We start from the raw sequence: 23,005 nt of genomic DNA on the forward strand, positions 1-23,005 counted from the left end.
TTAGGTACGATCCAATAAGGAGATGATATCGGTCCATGAAGGCAAAAGTCGAGAAAATATACCCATTATCCCCGATGCAAAGAGGAATGCTGTTTCATGCGCTCGAAAATCCGTCTGAAGATGCCTATTTTGAACAAACGGTACTGGATATCCGCGGGGAGATAGATCCCGAAATTCTGGAGCAAAGCTTCAATCAGTTGCTTGAACGACATGAAATATTGAGAGCCTCAGTTCATACCAAATTGGAGGAGCCCGTTCATGTTGTGCTTGCGAGGCGGACGATCGGGTTTACCTTTCACGATCTGAGGGGCAGGTCAGACGATGAAGTCGCTGCCTTAATGCAAGATTTTATGGAGAAGGATCGTGCAAAAGGATTTAATTTGTCCAAGGACAACCTGCTTCGAATCGCTCTTGTTTGTACTGGTGAACAGCATTTCCAGATGATCTGGACGTTTCACCATATGATACTGGATGGCTGGAGCATGGGCATTCTCTTCAATGAATTGCTGGATATATATGCTGATAGATCCAATGGCTTACCGTCTAAAATGGCAGATACCCGTCCCTATAGCAATTACATGAAGTGGCTCCAGCAGCAGGAACAGGAATCGGGCCTTGGGTACTGGGAGCATTATCTGTCAGGATACAGTGAGAAGACCGGCTTGCCTTCGATAAACCGACCAACAAGTGAGATGGCGTTCTCCAGAAGAGAGAAGAAAATAGAGTTTTCCCAAGCTCTCACCACAAAAATGAAAGAGATGGCGCAGAAACATGCCGTGACACTCCACACCGTCGTTCAAGCGATGTGGGGGTTTCTGCTCGCCAAATATAATGATAACGAAGATGCTGTCTTTGGGACCGTTGTATCTGGGAGGGATGCAGCCGTGGATGGCATTGAGAATATGGTTGGTTTGTTTATCAATACCATTCCTACACGTGTCACCTTTTCTGGAGAGCAACCATTTGTGGAGCTTATGAAAAAGATTCAGTCGGACGCATTGAACAGTCAGGCGTATCAATATTTAAGTCTGGCCGAGGTGCAGGCCCGCACTGAACTCAAACATGATCTGCTTGATCATGTCGTTGTGTTTGAAAATTATGCTCTGGATACGAGGAAGATGGCAGAGCGGTCCAATCTGGGTTTTGAAATCAACGAGATCACTGGAGAGGAACGAACTAACTATCCGTTTACAATGGCTGCTGGACTTGGAGAGAAGTTGACGCTGCTGCTCATTTATGACGAACATGTCTATGAACCGGCTCTGATGGATCAGATTGAGACGCATATGAAAGCGATTATCCATCAAATTACGTCAGATGAGAGTATTCATATCCAGGATATTACTCTCGTCTTGAACGATGAACTTCCGATGCTTGAAATGGTTTCAAATGGGGCTGTGACGGATTATCCCAAATGGAAAACCATTCCCCAGCTTTTTGATGAACAAGTCCAGAAAACGCCTCATGCCACCGCCCTTATTATGGATGATATGCACATCACCTACCGTGAATTGCAGGAAAAAGCGGATCAAATGGCATCCCGGTTATACGAATTTGGGCTACCCAAGCAGGCAGTGGTAGGACTGCTGGCAGACCGCTCGGTAGAGATGATTGTGGGCATACTCGGGATTCTGAAAGCAGGGGCAGCTTATCTTCCCATGGACCCGGGCTGGCCGGAAGAAAGAATAAGTCATATGCTTCAGGACAGCAGGTCTGCGGTGCTCTTGACACAGCCCGAATGGATCAGCCAGGCACCGCTGAATTTTCCAATGTTACCGCTGTATGGGGACTACATGAATCATATGCCTGCGGTCATGGAGATGGCGGCTGCCACACAGGTAATGGAAGTGAAGCCTGACAAGGAGAGCCGCATGGATGATCTGGCCTACATGATCTACACGTCTGGCTCTACCGGATTGCCCAAAGGAGTGATGATCTCTCATGCAAACGTAATTCGGGTTGTATGTGAGACGGATTACATTGATATTTGCCCGGAAGACCGGATTTTGCAGCTTTCGAATTATGCGTTTGACGGATCTGTCTTTGATATTTTTGGCGCACTTTTGAACGGAGCCAGTCTGGTTCTGCTCAAGCAGGACACGGTTCTGGACACCCAAGCGCTCGCCGAAGTTATCGTTCGTGAGAAAGTCACGGTTTCTTTCATGACGACCGCACTGTTTAATCTGCTCGTTGATCGTGAGCCGGAATGTCTTCGCGGCTTCCGCAAAATATTATTTGGGGGCGAGCGGGCATCCGTGGCCCAGGCCAGGAAAGGACTGGATATTCTCGGATCGGATCGCCTGATTCACGTATACGGACCCACAGAAAGCACGGTTTTTGCTACAGCTTATCCCATTAGGTCCATCGAAGCAGCGGTTACCAACCTTCCCATCGGAAAACCAATTGCCAATACTTCGGTCTGGGTGATGGACCGGTACCAGAATCCCGTTCCAGCTGGTATTCCAGGAGAGTTATGTATCTCCGGAGATGGTTTGAGCTTGGGGTATTTGAATAACAAGGAACTAACCGATTCCCGATTCGTTCCACATCCCTTGCTTGAGGGAACACGGATGTATCGCACAGGTGATCGAGTACGCCGGCTCCAAAATGGAGATATTGAGTTTCTCGAACGCTTGGACCATCAGGTTAAATTGCGCGGTTACCGCATTGAATTGGGCGAGATTGAGCATGTTCTGCTGGAGCATGAAGGGATTCGCGAAGGGGTCGTAGTGACGAGAAAAGATGCAGCCGATCAGGACATATTGATTGCATATCTAAAGGCTGATCCAGCGCTGACAACCACCGGAATTCGTACGTATGTATCGGAGCGCCTGCCGGACTACATGGTTCCTTCCTATTTTATCCTGCTCGATGAGCTTCCCCTAACAGGAAATGGAAAGGTTGATCGCAGGGCGCTACCTGAACCGGCAGAATGTATAGAGCATTTGAAGCATGACCAATATGAAGCACCAAGTACGGTGCTGGAGAATCGCATTTGCACCATATGGAAAGAAATTTTGGGAGTGCAGATTGCGGGGGTTCATGATCACTTCTTTGAGTCCGGCGGTCATTCACTCAAAGCGACAGCACTGGCATCACGAATTCACAAAGAGATTCAGGTGATGGTGCCGATTCGACAGCTTTTCCTTGCTCCAACCATCCGAGGTATTGCCAATTACATTGAATCTGCTGCCAAAGAGGACTATCTTTCCATACAATCGGCCGAATCAAAGCCCTATTATGCACTCTCTTCTGCTCAACGCAGACTTCATATGCTGCATCAGATTTCGGATACCGGAACTTCATATAATATGCCTGCAGTGATGAAGGTATCTGGAGAACTGGACGTGGTGCGATTTGAAGAGGCATTCCGGCAATTGGTACAGAGACATGAGTCATTCAGGACGTCCTTTGTCATTGTGGATGGCGAACCCGTCCAACGGATTCATTCACATGTTCCGTTTGCTGTTGAACATATTGAACTGGGAAGCCGATCTCTGGAAGAAACGCTTTCGGATCGAATTCGTCCATTCGAGCTGGACAAGGCCCCATTAATGCGGGTTGAACTTGTGAAAATCAGTGAACAGGAACATGCAGTCGTGATGGACATGCATCATATTATCGCAGATGGTGTGTCAACGGGTGTGCTTGTTCAGGAGTTTCATGAATTGTATGAGGGGAAATCTCTGCCTGAGCTGAAGTTACAGTACAAGGATTACTCCGAGTGGCAGAAGGATTGGTTTAATAGTGAAGGGCTGAAGACACAGGAGACCTACTGGCTCAATCGATTTGAGGGAGAAATTCCGGTTCTTCAATTGCCAACAGACTGGCCAAGACCGCAAGTGTACTCTTTTAAAGGAAACCGGGTGCGATTTGTTTGTGACGAACAGCTCACACGTGAACTGCATCAATTGGCCAGAGATCATGAAGCGACACTATATATGGTACTGCTGGCCGCTTATACAACTTTACTTTCCAGATATTCAGGACAAGATGATATTGTCGTGGGATCTCCGATTGCGGGGCGTAAACACGCAGATCTCCAGCAGGTGATCGGTATGTTTGTTAATACACTTGCCATGCGGAATTATCCTGTAGCGGAACGGTCCTTCAGTGATTTCCTGAGAGAAGTGAAGGAGAATGCATTACAGGCTTATGAAAATCAGGATTATCCGCTTGATGAACTCATCAACAAACTTCGTGTCTCAAGAGACAGAAGCAGAAACGCATTGGTGGATACGATGTTTGTGCTGCAAAATCTGGAGCTTGAGCGTACATCCGGACAACAATGGATTGATTTACACGTTGAGCCTTATGAGACGGAACTGCCCATTGCCAAATTTGATCTGACTCTTGCTGCTGTTGTACAGAATGGCCAACTTGAGTTTGAACTGGAATATTGCAGTGATCTGTTTTCCCTTCAAACGGTTGAAAACATGAGCCATCATTTTATTCAATTGTTAAAAGGGATATTAAGCAATCCCCAAGGCAAGCTGGGTGAGTTTGAAGTCGTATCTGAGGAAGAGAAGCAGACGCTACAGCATATCTATAATGATAACGCCTGCTCTTATCCGCTGCACCAGCGGGTGTACGAGTGGATTGAGCAAAATGCTCTGCGGACACCTGATCAGGTTGCGGTTATGCATGACGGCAGAAGCATGACCTATTATGAGCTAAATGAGGCGGCAGACTTCCTGGCAGCTCGCCTGCGTCAGCGTGGTGTAACCAGAGAAACGGTCGTTGGTATTATGATGGATCGGTCTGTAGAAATGATTGCGGGCATTCTCGGTATTATGAAATCAGGAGGAGCTTATTTACCACTGGACCCATCAACTCCGGTTGAGCGAATCCGGTACATGCTTCAGGATAGCGGGGCAGGACTGGTTGTGACCCAGAACCTTTGGTCAGATCGGCTCAGAGCTGCTGATTCCGAATGTGTGACATTCATTCTGGATGAGGCAGCATTGAAGGATTGGAATGCTGCGGCATCACTCCAAATTCCGTCTGTAGCTGATTCGGCAACGATGACCACAAACCCTGATGATTTGGCATATATCATCTACACTTCAGGTTCTACAGGTATGCCAAAGGGGGTACAGGTTGAGCAAAGCGCCTTGACCAACTTCTGTTGTGGATATATAGATGCTCTACAGTTAACTGAGAGAGACCGGGTGGCAAACTATCTCCAAATGACCTTTGACGCTTCGATTAGTGAAATTTTCCCTGCACTGATGTCAGGGGCTACACTTCATATCATTCCGACCGAGCTGAGACTGGATATATTGAGGCTGAATGAATACTTATCGGAGTATGGAATAACGGTTGCGACTCTTTCTTCCAAGGTATGTGAATCATTTGTTGAACTGCCAAATTCGTCATTACGTTTGCTCGTTTCGGGGGGAGAGCAGCTTAAACTTCATAATCTTCCGAATTACAAGCTGATCAACGCTTACGGACCAACGGAAAATACGGTGGTTACCACTCTGCATGAAGTCGATTCCATAGAGGGTGTCATTCCTATAGGCAAACCTTTTACGAATACAAGAATTTTTATTTTGAATGATCATCTTCAATTCTGTCCGATAGGTGTGACCGGGGAGATGTACATTGCCGGTCACAGTCTGGCACGGGGCTACCTTAATAATCCGGAACTGACAGCCGAGAAATTTGTAGACAACCCGTATGAACCCGGCGGCAAAATGTACCGGACAGGTGATCTGGTGCGCTGGCTGCCTGGTGGCAACCTACAATTTATGGGGCGTACCGATCAACAGGTGAAAATCCGTGGATACCGGATTGAGCTTGGCGAGATCGAGCAACAACTGCTGAAACATCCGGCGATCCGGGAAACAGCGGTTCTGGCTCATCAGGACCCGCAGGGAAATGGGGCGTTATGCGCCTATGTTGTAGCCGAAGGCGAAGCAGTGTGGACAGCTGCTACCGTTCGGGACTGGCTGGAAGCGGAACTGCCGGATTATATGATCCCAGCCTATGTGGTGCAGCTGGATCAGCTGCCGCTGACGTCTCATGGCAAGCTGGACCGCAAGGCGTTACCTGAGCCGGACCACCATCTGCCTGCCGCGCCGGAGACAGAAGCACCGCGCAACGAGGTGGAGCGCCTACTGGTGGACGTTTGGCGTGACGTGTTAAACATGGAGGAGCTGGGCATCAATCACCAGTTCTTTGTCTCCGGGGGAGACTCCATCAAGGCACTCCAGATCGGATCACGTCTGGCCCGAGCGGGACTGCGGATGGAGGTCCGGGATTTGTTTGCCTATCCAAAGATTCGGGATCTCTCCCCGTATGTGAAATGGGATCAGCGTGAGCGCCGGAGCCAGGAGCCGGTGGAAGGAGAAGTGCAGCTGACCCCGATTCAGCAGTGGTTTTTTGCGAACAACACGACGGAACAAAATCACTTCACACAGTCCTTCATGCTGCATCGGGCGGCCGGGTTCAAGCCGGACGTGCTGGAACAGGTGCTGGATCGGTTGCTGGAGCATCATGATGCGCTGCGCATGAGGTATGAGATGCAAGCAGATGGTAGCATCCGCCAATTCAACCGTCCGGTTCAAACTGGAGAGCGGATGTATACCCTGCACCGATTTGATACACGGGGCTGGGCTGAACCGGAGCGTCAGGTCTATGAGGCGGCTACCCGGGTGCAGCAGGCATGTAACCTGGAAGAGGGCAAGCTGGTACAGGTCGGGTGGTTTGAAGCCGAGGACGGAGACCATCTGCTGCTGGCGATTCATCACCTAGTCGTGGACGGGGTGTCCTGGCGAATCCTGCTGGAAGACATGGAAGTGCTGTATCAGCAGGCGGAGCGGGGAGAAGAGCTGGATGCGGGCGAGAAGACCGACTCTTACCAGCGTTTCGCAGAAGCTGTGCAGGATTACGCGAACAGCCCGCAGGCCGCGAAGGAGCGAGCCTACTGGAGTAGACTTGCAGCGGAGGGGGCGGGGCTGAACCTGGGAGAGCGTGAGGAATCGGCGGAACCAGATCGATTTGCGGACAGCCATACCGTGCAAAGCACCCTGAGTACGGAAGTCACCCGGCAGCTGCTGCGGGAGAGCAATCGGGCCTATCAGACGGAGATCAATGATCTGCTGCTTAGTGCGCTGTACCTCGCGGTGCGGAAGCTGACGGGTGAGCTGAAGCTGAAAGTGAACCTGGAAGGCCATGGCCGGGAGGATGTGCTGGAAGGCATCGATCTCAGCCGCACCGTGGGCTGGTTTACGACCCTGTACCCGGTACTGCTGGAAGGGGAGGTAGAGGACGAGCTTTCGGTCACCATCAAACGGGTGAAAGAAGGATTGCGCAAGGTACCTCATAAAGGCTTCAGCTATGGAGCGCTGAAATATGTGGCCCGGATGCCGGAGTTGCAGACGGAGCGTCCAGCATCCATTTCGTTTAACTATCTCGGTGAGATGGACGGAGGCATGATTGGGGAAGCCATGTTCCGGGAGTCTCGTTTCTCTACGGGGCAAACGATTGGTGGCCATATCGCCCGAAATAACCCGATTGAACTGAACGCCTTCGTTTCCGGTGGGAAGTTACATCTCAACGTAACAGCAAACCAAACTGCGGTGGACATGCCGCTTGTAAGCCGATTTGCAGAGACGTTTTTCGAACGATTAACGGAAACTGTGGACCATTGCTTGTCTCAGCGTGAAACGACATATACGCCTTCCGACTATGGTGATCCAAACCTGGCACTGGAGGAGTTAGATCTTATTAAGTCAGCCTGTCCGGGCGTGATCATTGAACGGATTTATCCATTAACCAATATGCAGCAAGGCATGCTCTTTCACGCGATGGAAGATCCGTCATCAACTGCGTATTTCCAGCAAACGGTCATGGAGATTCGCGGGGAAGTGAACCCGGATGATCTGCAATCCAGTTTCAATGAGCTCATGAACAGACATGAAGCGTTGAGAGCTTCATTTATACATCGAGATTTGGAAGAACCGAGACAGGTCATTATGCAAAATCTCACCATTGAATTTGAATTTCAAGACTGGACAGCTTTGGAAGCAAATCAATCAGCAGCACAGTTGGAAACTTTTTCACAGCAGGATAAGGCTCGCAGTTTCCGTCTGGATACACAGCCGCTTATGCGTGCAGCTCTGTTTCGCACCACAGATGAATCCTATACCCTTGTATGGAGCCATCATCATATTTTGCTGGATGGATGGTGTCTGGGAATTATATTATCCGAGCTGTTCCAGATCTATAAGGCCAAGCTTGAGAATAAGGCGCACAACCTGAAGGAGCCGAAACGATATCATCAATATATTGAATGGCTCATTCGTCAGGACAAGGATGAGGCCCAAGCGTATTGGAGACGTTATCTGGAGAATTATGACACACAGTCGAGTGTTCCAGGTTTGCTTCTTACAGAGCATGATGTTCCGTATTTGCGAAAAGAACAGACGATATCTTTGGGTCAGGAGTTAACCCGCCAATTAAATGAAATAGGTGCTCATTATGGGGTGACGTTGAATACCGTCATTCAATGTATCTGGGGTCTGGTGCTGGCCAGATATAATGATACGGAGGACGTCATATTTGGAACCGTAGTCTCTGGCAGAGAAGCGCCAGTTGAAGGCATAGAAGAGATGATAGGGTTGTTCATCAATACGATTCCCGTTCGGATTGGTTACCCGCATCAAAAGCATTTTGGCGACGTACTCCAGGCCGTTCAGAAACAAGCCGTTGAAAGTCAGCGATTTAATTATTTGAATCTGGCTGAGGTTCAGGCATTGAGTAATCTCAATAAGGAATTAATGGATCACGTCTTTGTATTTGAGAACTATGCCCTGGATCATGGAGCCGTTCAACAATCCAGCACTGGGGTTGGTTTTGAAATTACCGGACTGCATGCGGAGGAACAGAGCAACTACGGATTCCTGATTTCGGCAACACCTGGCGACAGCCTGACCCTTGTGATTACGTATGATGGTAATAAATATGATTCATCCATCATCGAGCGTATGGATCAACATTTTAGGAGTGTGGCAGAACAAGTTACTTCAGCTGATCATCATCAGCTTGCTGACATTCAACTTGTGATTGGTCAAGAGTGTGAGGTGCTCCTGAATTCTTTCAATAACTCTGATGCGGATTACCCGCGAAATATGACCATTCATGAGCTATTCCAGCAGCAAGTTCGACGTACGCCTGATCGAATTGCTGTCCGGGATGAGCATCGTCATATGACGTACATGGAGCTGAATGAGCGTTCCAATCAACTGGCCCGTACGTTGTTTTCGCTTACAGGAGGAACAGAGCAATTCTTTGGGATTATGGCGGATCGGTCAATCGATATGATCGTTGGCATTATGGCAGTGTTAAAAGCGGGAGCCGCATATATACCTATTGATCCCACTTATCCGGATGATCGTATTAGCTATATGCTGGAGGATTCGGGCATCCGCCTGCTGGTAGTTTCTGAAAAAGGAATGGATCGTGGACTTCACCGGGGTTCATGCGTTGTCTTGGAGGAAGAGAACTCGTATCACCTGGATGCAGGAAATCTGGAGACATCCGTTCAGTCACATGATCTCGCCTATGTCATTTATACCTCAGGTACGACTGGGAATCCGAAGGGAACACTGATTGAGCATAAAAATGTCGTGCGTTTGTTGATCAATGACCGTAATCGATTTAATTTCAGCGAGAACGATGTATGGACGATGTTCCATTCCTTCTGTTTTGATTTTTCGGTGTGGGAGATGTATGGAGCACTGTTGTACGGAGGAACCTTACTTATCGTTCCACATCTGGTCGCCCAACAGCCTGGAGAATTCCTGCAATTATTAATCCGTGAAAAGGTAACCATTCTGAATCAGACGCCATCTTACTTCTATCGATTGATGCATGAGGAGGCAAAACGTCCGAGGAAGGAATTGAGTTTGCGAAAAGTCATTTTTGGCGGAGAAGCGCTAAGTCCGTCATTATTGACAGCATGGCATAAGCGTTATCCATCTACAAAATTAATTAATATGTACGGCATTACGGAGACTACGGTTCATGTTACCTATAAGGAGATTACCCTGTCTGATATGCAAATGGGCAGAAGTAATATAGGTCAGCCCATCCCTACACTCCGGGCATATATTCTGAACCAGTATCTCCAATTACAGCCTGTAGGATGTGCAGGTGAGCTATACGTTGCAGGAGAAGGGCTTGCCAGAGGATACCTCAACCGATCCAGTCTTACGGAAGAACGATTTGTCGAAGATCCGTTCTATCCTGGTGAGAAAATGTATCGTTCAGGCGACTTGGCCAGATGGCGTGCAGATGGCAACATGGAGTACTTGGGCCGCATGGACCATCAGGTCAAAATTCGGGGATATCGAATTGAATTGGGTGAAATCGAACATCAATTGCTTCAGCTTCCTGTCGTCAAGGATGCATTCGTTGTAGCCAGGGCGGATGAAGAGCATACACAATATATCTGCGCATATATAACCCTAAACGAGGTAGCAGATGACGCAGTTACGCAACAGATCAGACAACAGTTGTCTCTTCAATTGCCGGATTATATGATGCCAGCCTACATTGTAAAGATGGATCAATTGCCATTGACCTCCAACGGGAAAGTGGATCGTAAAGCGCTGCCAGCCCCGGAAGCGGGCATGTCTGCACTTGGGGGTTATGAAGCTCCGGGAAGCAGGGTGGAAGCGGAATTGCTTGCACTCTGGCATCAGCTTCTAAAGAATGACCGTATTGGCGTAAGCCACAATTTCTTTGAAGTTGGAGGACACTCGCTGAAGGCTTCGGCTCTCGTATCTCGTGTCCATAAGGCATTCGGTGTGGCCATACCCTTGAGACAAGTATTTGCAACGCCTACGGTTAGAGCCTTGTCCCAGTGGATTGATTCTGCTCGTTCCAGCAAATATGTGACCATAACCAAAGCGGAAACCAAGGAGTTCTATCCGCTTTCGTCCGCACAAAAAAGGCTTTTTATTATGCATCAGCTGGAAGATTCGAGCCTGGCCTACAATATGCCTTATGCTATGAAAATATCTGGAAATCTGGATGTACGCCAATTGGAAAGAGCCTTTCAGGATCTGATCAAGCGTCATGAATCATTCAGGACTTCCTTCCATATGGTTGATGGACAGCCAGTTCAACGAATTGATCAACAGGTGGAATTCAGGATCACATCTCTCGAGCTGGGTGACCAGACTTTAGAAGCGTGGCAGGCGAGATTTGTACGTCCATTCAATCTGACTCAGGCTCCGTTGCTGCGGGTCGAACTTGTGCAGATGGGGCCGGCTGAATACAGTCTGATTATGGATATGCATCACATTATTGCGGACGGTGTTTCTATGGGTGTTTTGACCAGGGAGCTGATCGCCCTGTATGAAGGACAAACGTTTGAACCACTACAATTGCAATACAGGGATTATGCCGAGTGGCAGGCACTATCCAGAACAACGGAAGTGATGCAGGCACAGAAGGACTACTGGCTCAGTGCCTATCAAGAGGAAGTCCCGCTCTTGGATCTGCCTATCGATTATGCAAGACCACAACACCGCAATTATGAAGGCGAACTGTTTCCGTTCGAGTTATCTGAGGGTGTGTCGCAACGGCTGTCTCAATTGGCTCATCAAGAGGGCGTAACCTTATTTATGCTTCTGCTTGCTGGTTATACAACACTGTTACATCGATACACTGGGCAAGAGGATATCATCGTGGGGACACCAATAGCAGGTAATTCACAGCCGGAGCTGGAAAATGTAATCGGTTTGTTCATTAATACGCTGGCACTTCGGAATCGTCCCGTAGGCACGTTTACGTTCAAGGAGTATCTGAACGAGATCAAGGAGAACACACTTCAGGCCTATGAAAACCAGGATTATGCATTTGATGAACTGGTTGAACAGCTTGCCTTGGCAAGAGATATGAGCCGAAGTGCCTTGTTTGATACGATGCTGGTATTCCAGAATTATGACAGTGAGGAGCTTGCGATAGAGGGTGTGCAATTCAGCTCACTTCCTCCAAGTAACATCCGATCCAAATTTGATATCACTTTAACCGCAATGGAAGCTGAGGGCCGGATCAAATGTGTATTTACGTACTCTACGGAGTTGTTTAAGCCTGAAACAATAGAGCGTATGGCAGGCCACCTGACTGAGTTGCTGGATAATATCAGTAACGATGCCACGTCGCGGTTGCAGGATATTCAATTCATCACGTCAGAAGAGACAAAATCCATTATGCAGCTATCCTGTGGTCAACCTGTGCAATACAGAACAGATGCAGCCCTGATCGAACTGTTCGAGGAGCAAGTGAGGAAGTCATCCGGGCAACGGGCAGTTGTGTCAGGAGAAAACGAATTATCTTATGAAGAGTTGAATCGCAGCGCTAATCAACTGGCTCGCTCGTTGAGAGCAAGAGGGGCTGTACCGAATTCGGTTATCGCAGTAAGCATTAATCCATCTGTGGACTTGATTATAAGCATGCTGGCCGTTCTTAAAACGGGAGCCATCTATTTACCGATTGATCCTGAGCAGACTGTGAACAGGACAAATGTTATTTTGAAAGACAGTCAGGCTATCCTTCTGTTGACGGATCATCCGTTGTCCAAGGAGTTATCTTTCAGTGGCGATGTGTGTCAGGTTAACGATGGCAGTATCGAGAGCTTTGACTACACGGATCTATCTCTGCCGACTTCGCCTGAACAGCAGGTCTATATGATCTATACATCAGGTTCAACAGGTACTCCGAAAGGTGTCTTGGTTCGCAACCGAAATATTGTTAATTACACACAATGGTTCATCCGCGAGGCGGGAATTTCTACGGCAGATCGAACGATGCTGATGTCTTCCAGTGCTTTTGATCTGGGATACACAGGTGTATTTTCATCCTTGTTGCAGGGCGGAGAGCTTCACGTTCCAAGCAAGGAAGACTACACCAATCCGGCTAGAGTATTACAAATGATGGCTTCACAGCGTATCACATTCATCAAACTGACACCTTCATTATTCAATCTGCTGCTCCATGATCCTGCATTTACAGAATGGCAGCCTGTGCTGAGGCTGGTTGTGCTTGGTGGAGAGAAGACGAATACAACGGATGTGGAAAAGTATCTTCAAGAATATCCAAACAGCCGGATCATGAATCATTATGGTCCAACTGAAACGACGATTGGTGTCGTTTTTCATCACATATCGTCTGTAAATGTTCATTCCTTTATGGATTATCCGGTTATTGGCAGACCGATCGATAACACAGCGGTATACGTGCTGGATAACCATAATCATCTGGTGCCCCGGGGTGTTTTCGGTGAAATTTGTGTTACGGGTGAAGCAGTATCCACCGGCTATTTCAATCAAGCAGAACTGACCCGAGAGAAATTTGTTGAAGATCCATTTCAGCCGGGGCAGATCATGTACAAAACAGGAGATCTTGCCCGTTGGACACATGATGGTGAGCTGGAACTGGCAGGTCGGAAGGATAACCAGGTGAAAGTGCGTGGTTATCGGATTGAATTGGATGAAATCAAAAAACAAATGCTGCTTCTGGAAGGTGTACGCGAGGCCGTTATCGTACCTGGAGCCCAGGAACAGGCTGCCGTACTCTGTGCCTATTTCACCGCAAACAGATCGATACCATTGGACGAAATTCGCATTCATCTGGGTGTCGAATTGCCTGAATATATGATTCCTACGCATTTTATGCAATTGGATACCCTGCCTCTGAACGGCAATGGGAAATTGGATGTACGTGCACTTCCCGAACCGGATGCAAGCATGGGTGGAGAGACGGTCTATGAGGCCCCAAGAAACGAGGCGGAGAGGTTGCTCGTTTCGATCTGGGAAGAGGTGCTTGGCTTCAAGCCAATGGGCATTAACCATCACTTCTTTGCTTCCGGTGGTGATTCCATCAAAGCATTGCAAATTATATCCAGACTGTCCAGAGCTGGCAAAAAGCTCACCATGAAAGAGCTATTTGCCCATCCACAGATCAAGTTGCTGGGACGTTACATGAGAGAAGATTCCCTTATAAATCGGATGAAGCAGCCTGTGACGGGTCCAGTTGATCTTACACCCATCCAGAAGTCTTATTTCTTGCAGCATCAACGTACAGGAATGAACCACTTTAATCAGTCCCTGATGTTGTACCGCGAGGAGGGATTCAATCCAGAGACAGTCCGGCAGATCATGGAAGGGTTAATGATGCATCACGATGTCTTGCGGATGTCCTATCATGAGGAACAAGGCAAGGTGGTGCAGACCCAGCTCGATTATGAAGCAGGTCTTTTCCAAATGGAGGTACAGGACATGAACGGTCTTGATGAGCAGGAATTGTTCATCAAGGTGCAGCAGGCAGCCTCCCGTATACAGGAATCCATAGACATTTTCGAGGGGCCGCTGGTGCGAGCTGTCATTTTCAGAACCGATCAGGGAGATCACCTGCTCCTTGTAATCCATCATATGATAATTGATGGTGTATCCTGGAAAATTTTATTGGAAGATTTGGCGATAGGATACCAGCAACTTCTGGAAGGACAAGATCTTTCTTTTTATCCGATTACGGATTCTTACCCGTACTATGCCTCTTTCCTGAACGACTATGCGAAGGGAGGGCGTCTCGCGAAAGAGCGGGCGTATTGGATCAAGACGGATCAGGAAGAGACCGGTTTTCTTCCAAGGCATGAAGTTCATCTGGATGAATACCGTTACGGTGATAATCGAATGAGCAGTGTGTCGCTGGACCGGGAGATGACCACTCAACTTTTACGAGAGACAAACCAGGCCTACTATACCGAAATTAATGACATTCTACTGGCTGCTCTCGCTCTCTCCATCAGGAAATGTGCAGGAGCGAGCAAAATTAAGGTAACGATGGAAGGTCACGGTCGCGAGCTTATGGGAGACGAATTGGATATCAGTCGTACAGTTGGCTGGTTTACAAGCAAATATCCGGTATGTATCGATCTCGGGAATGAGGAAGGGCTTGGCACAACGATCAAGGATGTTAAAGAGCAGCTAAGAAGAGTTCCAGCCAAAGGAATCGGTTACGGCATATTGAAGTATATGTCCAATGAGTTGCCAATGTTGAAAGAGCAGACACCGCCCCTGTTGTTTAACTATTTGGGACAGATGGATCAGGACATCAATAGTGGTCTGTTTCGTTCTTCCTGGTTGTCAGCAGGCAATCCGGTTGGTGATGATGTGATTCGTGCCAATCCAATGGAAGTTATTGCCTATGTGGCTGATGGTCAATTGATGATTAACATCACTTACAATCACAAGTTGTTTGATGAATCCATTGTAGTGAACTTTGCAACAACCTACCAAAAAATGCTTCAACAGGTCATTGAACATTGCGCGCAGCAACAGCAGGCCGAAAAAACGCCATCCGATTATGGAGATCCATATGTAACGCTGCAAAATTTGAAAGTGATTACGCAAAAGTTCGGCCCAGAGCGAATTGAGAAAATATATCCTTTGGCCAACATGCAGCGCGGGATGCTGTACCATGCACTTGAGAATCGCGGAGACAGGGTTTATTTTGAGCAGCTGATCATGAATATCAGAGGAAATCTTGACATTGATCGGTTTCAGGAGAGTCTGACCCTGTTGATGCAACGTCACGAAATGCTTCGTGCTTCCATTGAATACCAAGTTACGGAAGAGCCGCGGAATATTATTTGTCAAAACCGCGGGGCTGCTTTTGTATACCGGGATCTTCGAGGATTGCCAGAACAGGACAGAGGCACTCGTGTATTGTCAATTGCTATGGAGGACAAAAGAAAAGGCTTTGACCTTGGAAAAGATACACTGGTTCGATTTGAATTGTTGCAGACCAATGAGGAGCAATACTCGTTAATCTGGAGTAACCATCATATCTTGCTTGATGGCTGGGCAAGAGGCATCATTCTTGCAGAGCTGGTCCATCTCTATGAATGCAAATGTACTGGGAAAAACATTCAGCTCCACGAGCCTGTACCTTACAGTGAATATGTGGAATGGTTGCAGGCGTTGAACAAGGATGAAGCCATCTCGTACTGGAGGAATTATCTGGGCGGATATGAGAACAAGGTTCAGTTGCCAGCAGGAGCTTCTCGTTCATTGAACGATGGGGTCACTCCACAGGAGCATCAATTCCGCATTTCCAGACAGCTCACGAAGCAAATGAATGACCTTGCCAACCGGAACCATGTCACATTTTATACGGTTATGCAGTGTGTCTGGGGAATCATGCTTGCGAAGTACAACGATACTTCGGATGTCGTCTTTGGAACGGTGGTATCCGGGAGAGAAGCGCAGGTAAGAGGGATCGAAAACATGGTTGGTTTATTTATCAACACCATTCCTGCACGGATTCAATGGGATGAGGGACATACCTTCAAACAACTGGTTGGAGATATGCAGGCATTATCGATTGAAGGGAGTCAGCATCACCATCTGGGTCTGGCTGAAATTGCGTCTTTGAGCAGTCTGAAAAGAGATTTGATCGATCATATTATGGTTTTTGAAAATTACTCGGTGGATCCAAGTCTCGTGGAACAGGGCGCGAGTGATATTGGGTTTGTCATTGAGGATGTCCATAGTCAGGAACAGACGAATTATGGATTCAATCTCATTGCAATACCTGGTGAAGAGCTTGTAATCAAGTTTGCTTATGATTCGGGCAAATATGATGAAGCCCTGATGAAAGTCATGGAAGACCATATGCTTACGCTGTTGAAACAAATTGTGACAGATGAAAACTTGCGGGTTGATGATATCCAAATCATGACCAAACAAGAGCAGGTCATCCTGTTGGATCAGTACAACGATACCGCATCAGCCTATCCAAAGGGCAAAATGATGCATCAGTTGGTCAGTGAACAGGCCGCCAAGACTCCTGAACATATTGCCGTAGCGTTGGGCGATAATGCGCTGACTTACAATCAGCTCGACATAAAATCGAATCAATTGGCAAGACATTTAAAGGCTATCCATGTTGGTCCAGGTTCCATGGTGGGTATTATGGTTGAGCGCTCACCCGAGATGATTGTTGGCATTCTGGCTATTATGAAGGCGGGCGGAGCGTATGTGCCCATTGACCCGGAATATCCCGCAGAACGAATTGCATTTATTTTGGAGGATAGCGGTTCACCGATTATATTGGAAATGGGAGAAGGCCATACCGTGTCAGGCAGAACATCCGTAGCGATTGATGCGGATTATAGCCATTATTCAGCAGAACCATTGGAACTGCAAGCTGGACCGGAGGATATAGCGTATATGATTTATACCTCAGGATCGACCGGGAAACCAAAAGGCACAATGATTCCGCACAGCGGTCTGATCAACTATATTTTCTGGGCGAAGGACGTTTATTTGCAGAATCAGGAGCTTGATTTTGCCCTGTACTCTTCCTTTGCGTTTGATTTGACGATCACTTCGATCTTTACACCGCTGGTTACTGGAAATAAAATAGTGGTATATCCAACCAGCGGAGATGAACCGGTGATCCTGAATGTATTCAGGGATCGGCAAGCAGGCGTGGTTAAATTGACACCATCACATCTGAATCTGATTAAGGATATGGACAATACCCGTTCCAGTATCAAGTGCCTGATTGTAGGTGGTGAGGACCTGAAATCGGAATTGGCTCGGGAAGTGTACGAAAGTTTCGGAGGCAAGGTTCAGATCTTTAATGAATATGGGCCAACGGAAACGGTTGTAGGCTGTATGATCCATCCGTACAATCCCGAGACGGACACGAGAATCTCAGTACCTATTGGGAAACCTGCTGCAAATGTGCAGTTATATGTGCTGAATCAACAGCAGCAACTGCTTCCGGCTGGTTCACCAGGGGAACTTTACATTGGAGGTGATGGAGTATCCCGAGGATACTTCGGACGTCCAGAACTAACGGTGCAGAAGTTTGTACCCAATCCGTTCAAAGAAGGGACTACCCTATACCGGACAGGTGATTTGGTGCAATGGCTGCCTAATGGCGACATGGAATTCCTCGGACGAATCGATCATCAGGTGAAAATTAGGGGATACCGTATTGAGCCGGGAGAAATTGAACATCGTTTGCTACAACAACCGGAAGTCAAAGATGTAATTGTGACCCCGCGGCAAGATGATGCTCAGCAGAGCTATCTCTGTGCGTACATCGTACCTGTGGACCCGAGTAAAAAGATGGACATCGTTCAACTGAAACAGGGATTGCTTGACGAGCTTCCCGCATATATGATACCTGCATTCTTTATTGTGATGGATCAACTCCCATTGACGGTGAACGGAAAAGTGGACTTGAAGGCATTGCCTGAGCCCGAGGGCAGTGTGACAGCTCTACATTCCTATACACCACCGGAAACGGAACTGGAACGCCATATGACAGATATTTGGGAGGACATTCTTCCAGTGAAGCCGATTAGCATACATGCAAATCTGTTTGAGCTGGGTGCGAATTCGTTAAACGTGATGTCTTTTGTATCCCGTTTGTACAGTCTGTTGAATTTTAGAATCCCGTTTAAGGACATTTTTGAAAAACCGACCATTGCTGATCTGGCGGCCTTTGTTGAGAAAGCCAAAGATCTGCTGGAGGACTACACCGAAGATTACATGCAGCTAACCCGGACGAGCGAAAAAAATCGGATTATTTTCTGTTTTCCTCCCGCTGCTTCCATGGGGATTGCCTACATGACGCTTGCTCAGCATCTGGACTCGTTCGGAGTTTACAGCTTTAATTTCATCACTTCAGAAGATCGGATTGCTCGTTACGCCCAAATGATGATTGATATTCAAAAGGAGGGCCCGTTCACACTGATGGGTTACTCCTCGGGTGGAGTGCTGGCCTTCGATGTAGCCAAAGAGCTTAATCGCAGAGGATATGAAGTGCGTGACCTGATTATACTGGACTCAAAATACCGAACAGAGGTGGAAGAGCATCGTCTGACTGAAGAACAAATCAGGCAGGAGATTCAGCAAAAGTTCAACATGAGTCAATATCAAGACCTTGAAAAATTGGCGAATGACTATTTGCTGGAGCTGATTACGAAGTCTTACCTGTATGTTCATGAAGCCATAACCTTTGGTACGATTGATGGTAACATCAGTTATGTGACTTCAGGACTTTTGAATGCCAATGCTTCGATTGCCTTGTGGGCCCAATCCACCACAGGACAATTCAGACAAGTGAAAGGTTACGGCAAACATATGGAGATGATCGACAAAAACTATCCAGAAATTGTGGAACAGAATGCAATGCTCATCAACGAACTCTTGCTGACAAGCACTAAATAACATTATAAGGTTGGCGTTTCGTGAGTCAGAAACGCCAACCTTTTTTTAACATGAAAGTAGGTTGAAATCATGCAGAATATTCGTGTACTCATTGCGGATGACGATAAGGAGATTCGAGACCTGATCCGAAAATACCTGGAGCGAGAGATGTACACCGTGGATACTGCCGCAGATGGTGAACAAGCGCTGCAGCTGTTCCAACAGCACAAATATAATATGGTCATTCTTGACCTGATGATGCCTCAGATGGACGGTATGGAAGCTTGTCGAAGAATTCGCAGTATCAGTAATGTACCCATCATGATGGTAACAGCCAAAGACCACGAAACAGACAAAATTATAGGTCTTGGCATAGGTGCAGATGATTACATTACCAAACCATTTAGCATTCATGAGCTGGTTGCCAGAATTAAGGCACTTATGCGCAGATTTATGGTTCTTGGGACGGAGGTTCCTGACCACAGTGAGGTCATTCGTTTCAAAGGATTGATGATGAATTTGAAAACATACACAGTTGATGTTCAGGGAAAAGAGACCGATCTGACTGGCAAAGAAACGGAATTGCTCAAATTTATGATGTCCAATCCTGGCCAGGTATTTACCAAAGCCCAATTATTCAGAAATGTATGGGATAACGGGTACTTGGATGATGACAATACCATCATGGTACATATCCGAAAGCTGCGAATGAAGATTGAATCCGATCCTTCGAATCCACAATTCATAAAAACCGTTTGGGGCATCGGTTATAAATTTGTAGGTGAACGGGATGAGTAGAGATGCCGTCTTGATGTTATCCGGTCTACAGTTGATCATCGGAGCTGGGGCACTTGCCATGGAATACTACACGAGCTTGACGCATGGTTCACGAATGTGGTTGTTTGCAGCTTTCGTTTTCACCAGCATCATGGTACTCGTTAATCAATATCAGAATCGAAGCAAGCAGCAATCGATTGCTTCTGAACTGCATCGGGCGGTCAATGGAGAAGGAAAAAGAAGAATATTAAGCAAAGGGAATGTACTGCTGGATGAGATCGTTTTTGCAGCAAATGACCTGATGGAGCAGCTTGAAAGCATAAAGATCGATGCCCAGCGCTCTCAGGCAGTAAGAAAGAGTCTGTTTTCCAGCATTTCTCATGATATTCGCACACCTCTAACTTCGATGATTGGTTATGTGGATGCGCTCAAGGATGACATTGCTTCGACAGAAGAAGAGAGAAGAGACTATATGGATATTTTGTCGCGAAAATCGAAGGATTTGAAAAAAATGATAGATGAGATGTTCACCATGGCCAAACTGGATGCAGACGAGATGCCCATGCAGGCTGAACCGTTGGATCTGGCCGAATTGACTAGGGAGATTTTGATTGAATTTATACCCAGTCTCAAAAAAGCAGAGATGGATCTAAACATTCAGATTCCGGATTACCCTTGTTTCGTTATGGCAGACAGGCTGAGTATCCATCGTCTCATCAGTAATCTGATTCAAAATTCTATCCAGTATGGGCATGAAGGGGGCGTTCTGGGAATTGAAATAGCATGTTATCATCTTAATTTCCAATTAACCGTATGGGATCAAGGACCAGGGATATCGGAGAAAGAGCTAAATCTGGTGTTTGAACGTATGTATCGCAGTGACCACTCACGTAGCCCTGTCTTTGGGGCAAGCGGGCTTGGGCTTTCAATTGCCCGGACACTGGCTGAGAAAAATGAGGGGCATTTGCAGGCAGAGAGCACACCTGGCGTGAAAACATCCTTTATATTCACAATCCCCAAGTATAAGCTGCTGTCAAAGTCACAGCACAATTAAGAGATAGTTAAGATTTGGATAAGCGCTATTTAAAATCTGAAACCTAGAATGAAATTATCAGTTCTTGGAAGGAAGGTGCGCTAGACGTGAGTGTAATTATCAAAACAACAAATCTTACCAAACAATACGGGACTCAAAAATCAGTTAATTCACTGAACATGACCGTTCAACAAGGTGGGATATACGGCTTTCTTGGACGCAACGGGGCAGGGAAAACGACGACAATCCGTATGCTGCTCGGTCTAATCAAACCAACGCATGGTGAGATTGAGATATTTGGAGAGAACCTATTTACCAATCAAAAAGAAATATTAAGAAGAACCGGCTCGATTGTAGAGGTACCCGGGTTTTATGAGAACCTGACTGCCCGCGAAAATTTATCCATCAACGCTCGAATTATGGGAATATACAAAAAGAATGCAATCGAGGACGCGCTCGAAATCGTAGGTCTGCAAAATGAAACCAAAAAATTGGTTGGCAAATATTCTTTGGGAATGAAACAAAGGTTAGGCATTGCCCGAGCCCTGTTGCACTATCCAGAATTGCTGATTCTTGATGAACCTACCAATGGACTTGATCCGATTGGGATCAAAGAAATTCGCAGGCTGATTAAAAATTTGGCCACGGAGAGAAATATTACCATCTTGATTTCAAGCCATATTTTATCGGAAATTGAACAACTGGTTGATTACATGGGCATTATTCATGAAGGGAACCTGCTAGAGGAAATTTCATTTGAGCAGCTTCGGAAGAGGAACCGTAAATACACCGAATTTCAAGTTTCAGATGATAATAAGGCTGCGGTCATTCTCGACGGTTTGGATCAGGCTGAATATGAAATTCATGATGAACGCAATATCCGGGTGTATTCCCATCTTGGACAACAAGGGAAGCTAAACAGAATCTTTATGGAAAATGATATCAACGTAACCAAAATTATGGTGAGTGAGGATCGTTTGGAAGATTATTTCACCAAGCTGGTTGGAGGTGGAACCATTGGTTAATTTGCTCTACACTGAACTTCTCAAGCTGAAACGCTCCAAAATGTTTCTGCTTAGTATCATCGGAGCGGCCGTTGCCCCTTTGATGGTAGCTGCTGCCATGTTTGTGCAAATGAAAACAAAGGAGCCTTATCTTGTTGCACAATTCAGTGTGCTAATGTCCAACACAAGCATATATGCTGTACTGGTCATTGGAGTTCCGTTGTATGGTGTCATTACCGCTTATCTGTATAACAGGGAATATGCGGAGGATACAATGAAGAATCTGCTGACCATTCCGGTTTCCAGAGTCGCTCTGCTAATGTCCAAATGGATTTTGTTGCTGGGATGGATTATGCTGCTTACATTATCTGCGTGGGCGCTGGCGATCATTTTTGGTTCGCTGGGTCAATTTGCAGGTCTTACTCCACAGTTTGTGCTTAACTCGTTCAGCAATTATGTAGTGGCAGGTCTGCTGTTGTTTCTGTTGTCGACCCCGATCATTCTGATTACGCTCGTATTAAAAAGTTTTGTGCCGGCGATTATCGTAACCATTATTATTACACTGGTGAATGTGATGCTGGCTACAAGTGAACATCGCGGACTATTTCCATGGACCGCAGCACTGGATATCGCGAATGGAACACTGGAAGCCAAATATCCTCCAGAGTATTCATATATTTCGATCGCTGCTACATCCATCATTTGTCTTGGACTGGCCATTGGTTATTTTAAGAAAATAGATATTCATTAGTCTTGTCTTCAAACTTATCGAAACCTTCTCGGAAACATGCAAAATCCTAATCAAGTTGGTCGCATATGACTGCGAAAAACATAACGGAGAAGCCCTGATTAGTATGGATGAGGGCTTCTTTTTCAATGATCAGGTCAACCCGTAATTACGGGTTGGCCTTTTTTGTGCTCGTTTTCCGATGGGGGAAGCTGGGATG

Annotated in this window: 5 protein-coding genes; all 5 read left to right on the plus strand. The window is 46.8% G+C overall.

The genetic code is table 11. The features are described from left to right. Nucleotides 1-35: 35 nt before the first annotated feature. The 5 genes from MHB85_RS13075 (at nt 36) to MHB85_RS13095 (ending at nt 22,809) form a co-directional block, all read left to right on the plus strand. The gene (locus MHB85_RS13075; protein ID WP_341073055.1) at nt 36-19,265 is read left to right on the plus strand and encodes a non-ribosomal peptide synthetase; all 19,230 of its coding nucleotides are present in this window, start codon (nt 36-38) and stop codon (nt 19,263-19,265) included. Nucleotides 19,266-19,334: 69 nt separating this feature from the next. Continuing rightward, a complete protein-coding gene (locus MHB85_RS13080; RefSeq protein ID WP_105598484.1) occupies nt 19,335-20,042 on the plus strand; it encodes a response regulator transcription factor in 708 nt (235 codons plus the stop codon). Continuing rightward, on the plus strand, nt 20,035-21,075 hold the full coding sequence (locus tag MHB85_RS13085; protein WP_105598485.1) for a sensor histidine kinase: 1,041 nt from the start codon (nt 20,035-20,037) through the stop codon (nt 21,073-21,075). The genes MHB85_RS13080 and MHB85_RS13085 overlap by 8 nt, the downstream gene beginning before the upstream one ends. Before the next feature lie 86 nt (nt 21,076-21,161). After that, a complete protein-coding gene (locus tag MHB85_RS13090; protein ID WP_105598486.1) occupies nt 21,162-22,079 on the plus strand; it encodes an ABC transporter ATP-binding protein in 918 nt (305 codons plus the stop codon). Then, nucleotides 22,072-22,809, plus strand: a complete 738-nt coding sequence (locus MHB85_RS13095) for an ABC transporter permease (protein WP_146117027.1) — start codon at nt 22,072-22,074, stop codon at nt 22,807-22,809. Before MHB85_RS13090 ends, MHB85_RS13095 begins: the two co-directional genes overlap by 8 nt. Nucleotides 22,810-23,005: the final 196 nt, after the last annotated feature.

It is taken from the genome of Paenibacillus sp. FSL K6-4396 (assembly GCF_038002525.1).
In the GTDB taxonomy this organism is placed as follows: Bacteria; Bacillota; Bacilli; order Paenibacillales; family Paenibacillaceae; genus Paenibacillus; species Paenibacillus amylolyticus_B.

Excerpts from the sequence above, each read along its gene's own strand:
- MHB85_RS13085 (WP_105598485.1), top strand. The coding sequence starts at position 20,035 with ATGAGTAGAGATGCCGTCTTGATGTTATCCGGTCTACAGTTGATCATC.
- MHB85_RS13080 (WP_105598484.1), top strand. The coding sequence starts at position 19,335 with ATGCAGAATATTCGTGTACTCATTGCGGATGACGATAAGGAGATTCGA.
- MHB85_RS13075 (WP_341073055.1), top strand. The coding sequence starts at position 36 with ATGAAGGCAAAAGTCGAGAAAATATACCCATTATCCCCGATGCAAAGA.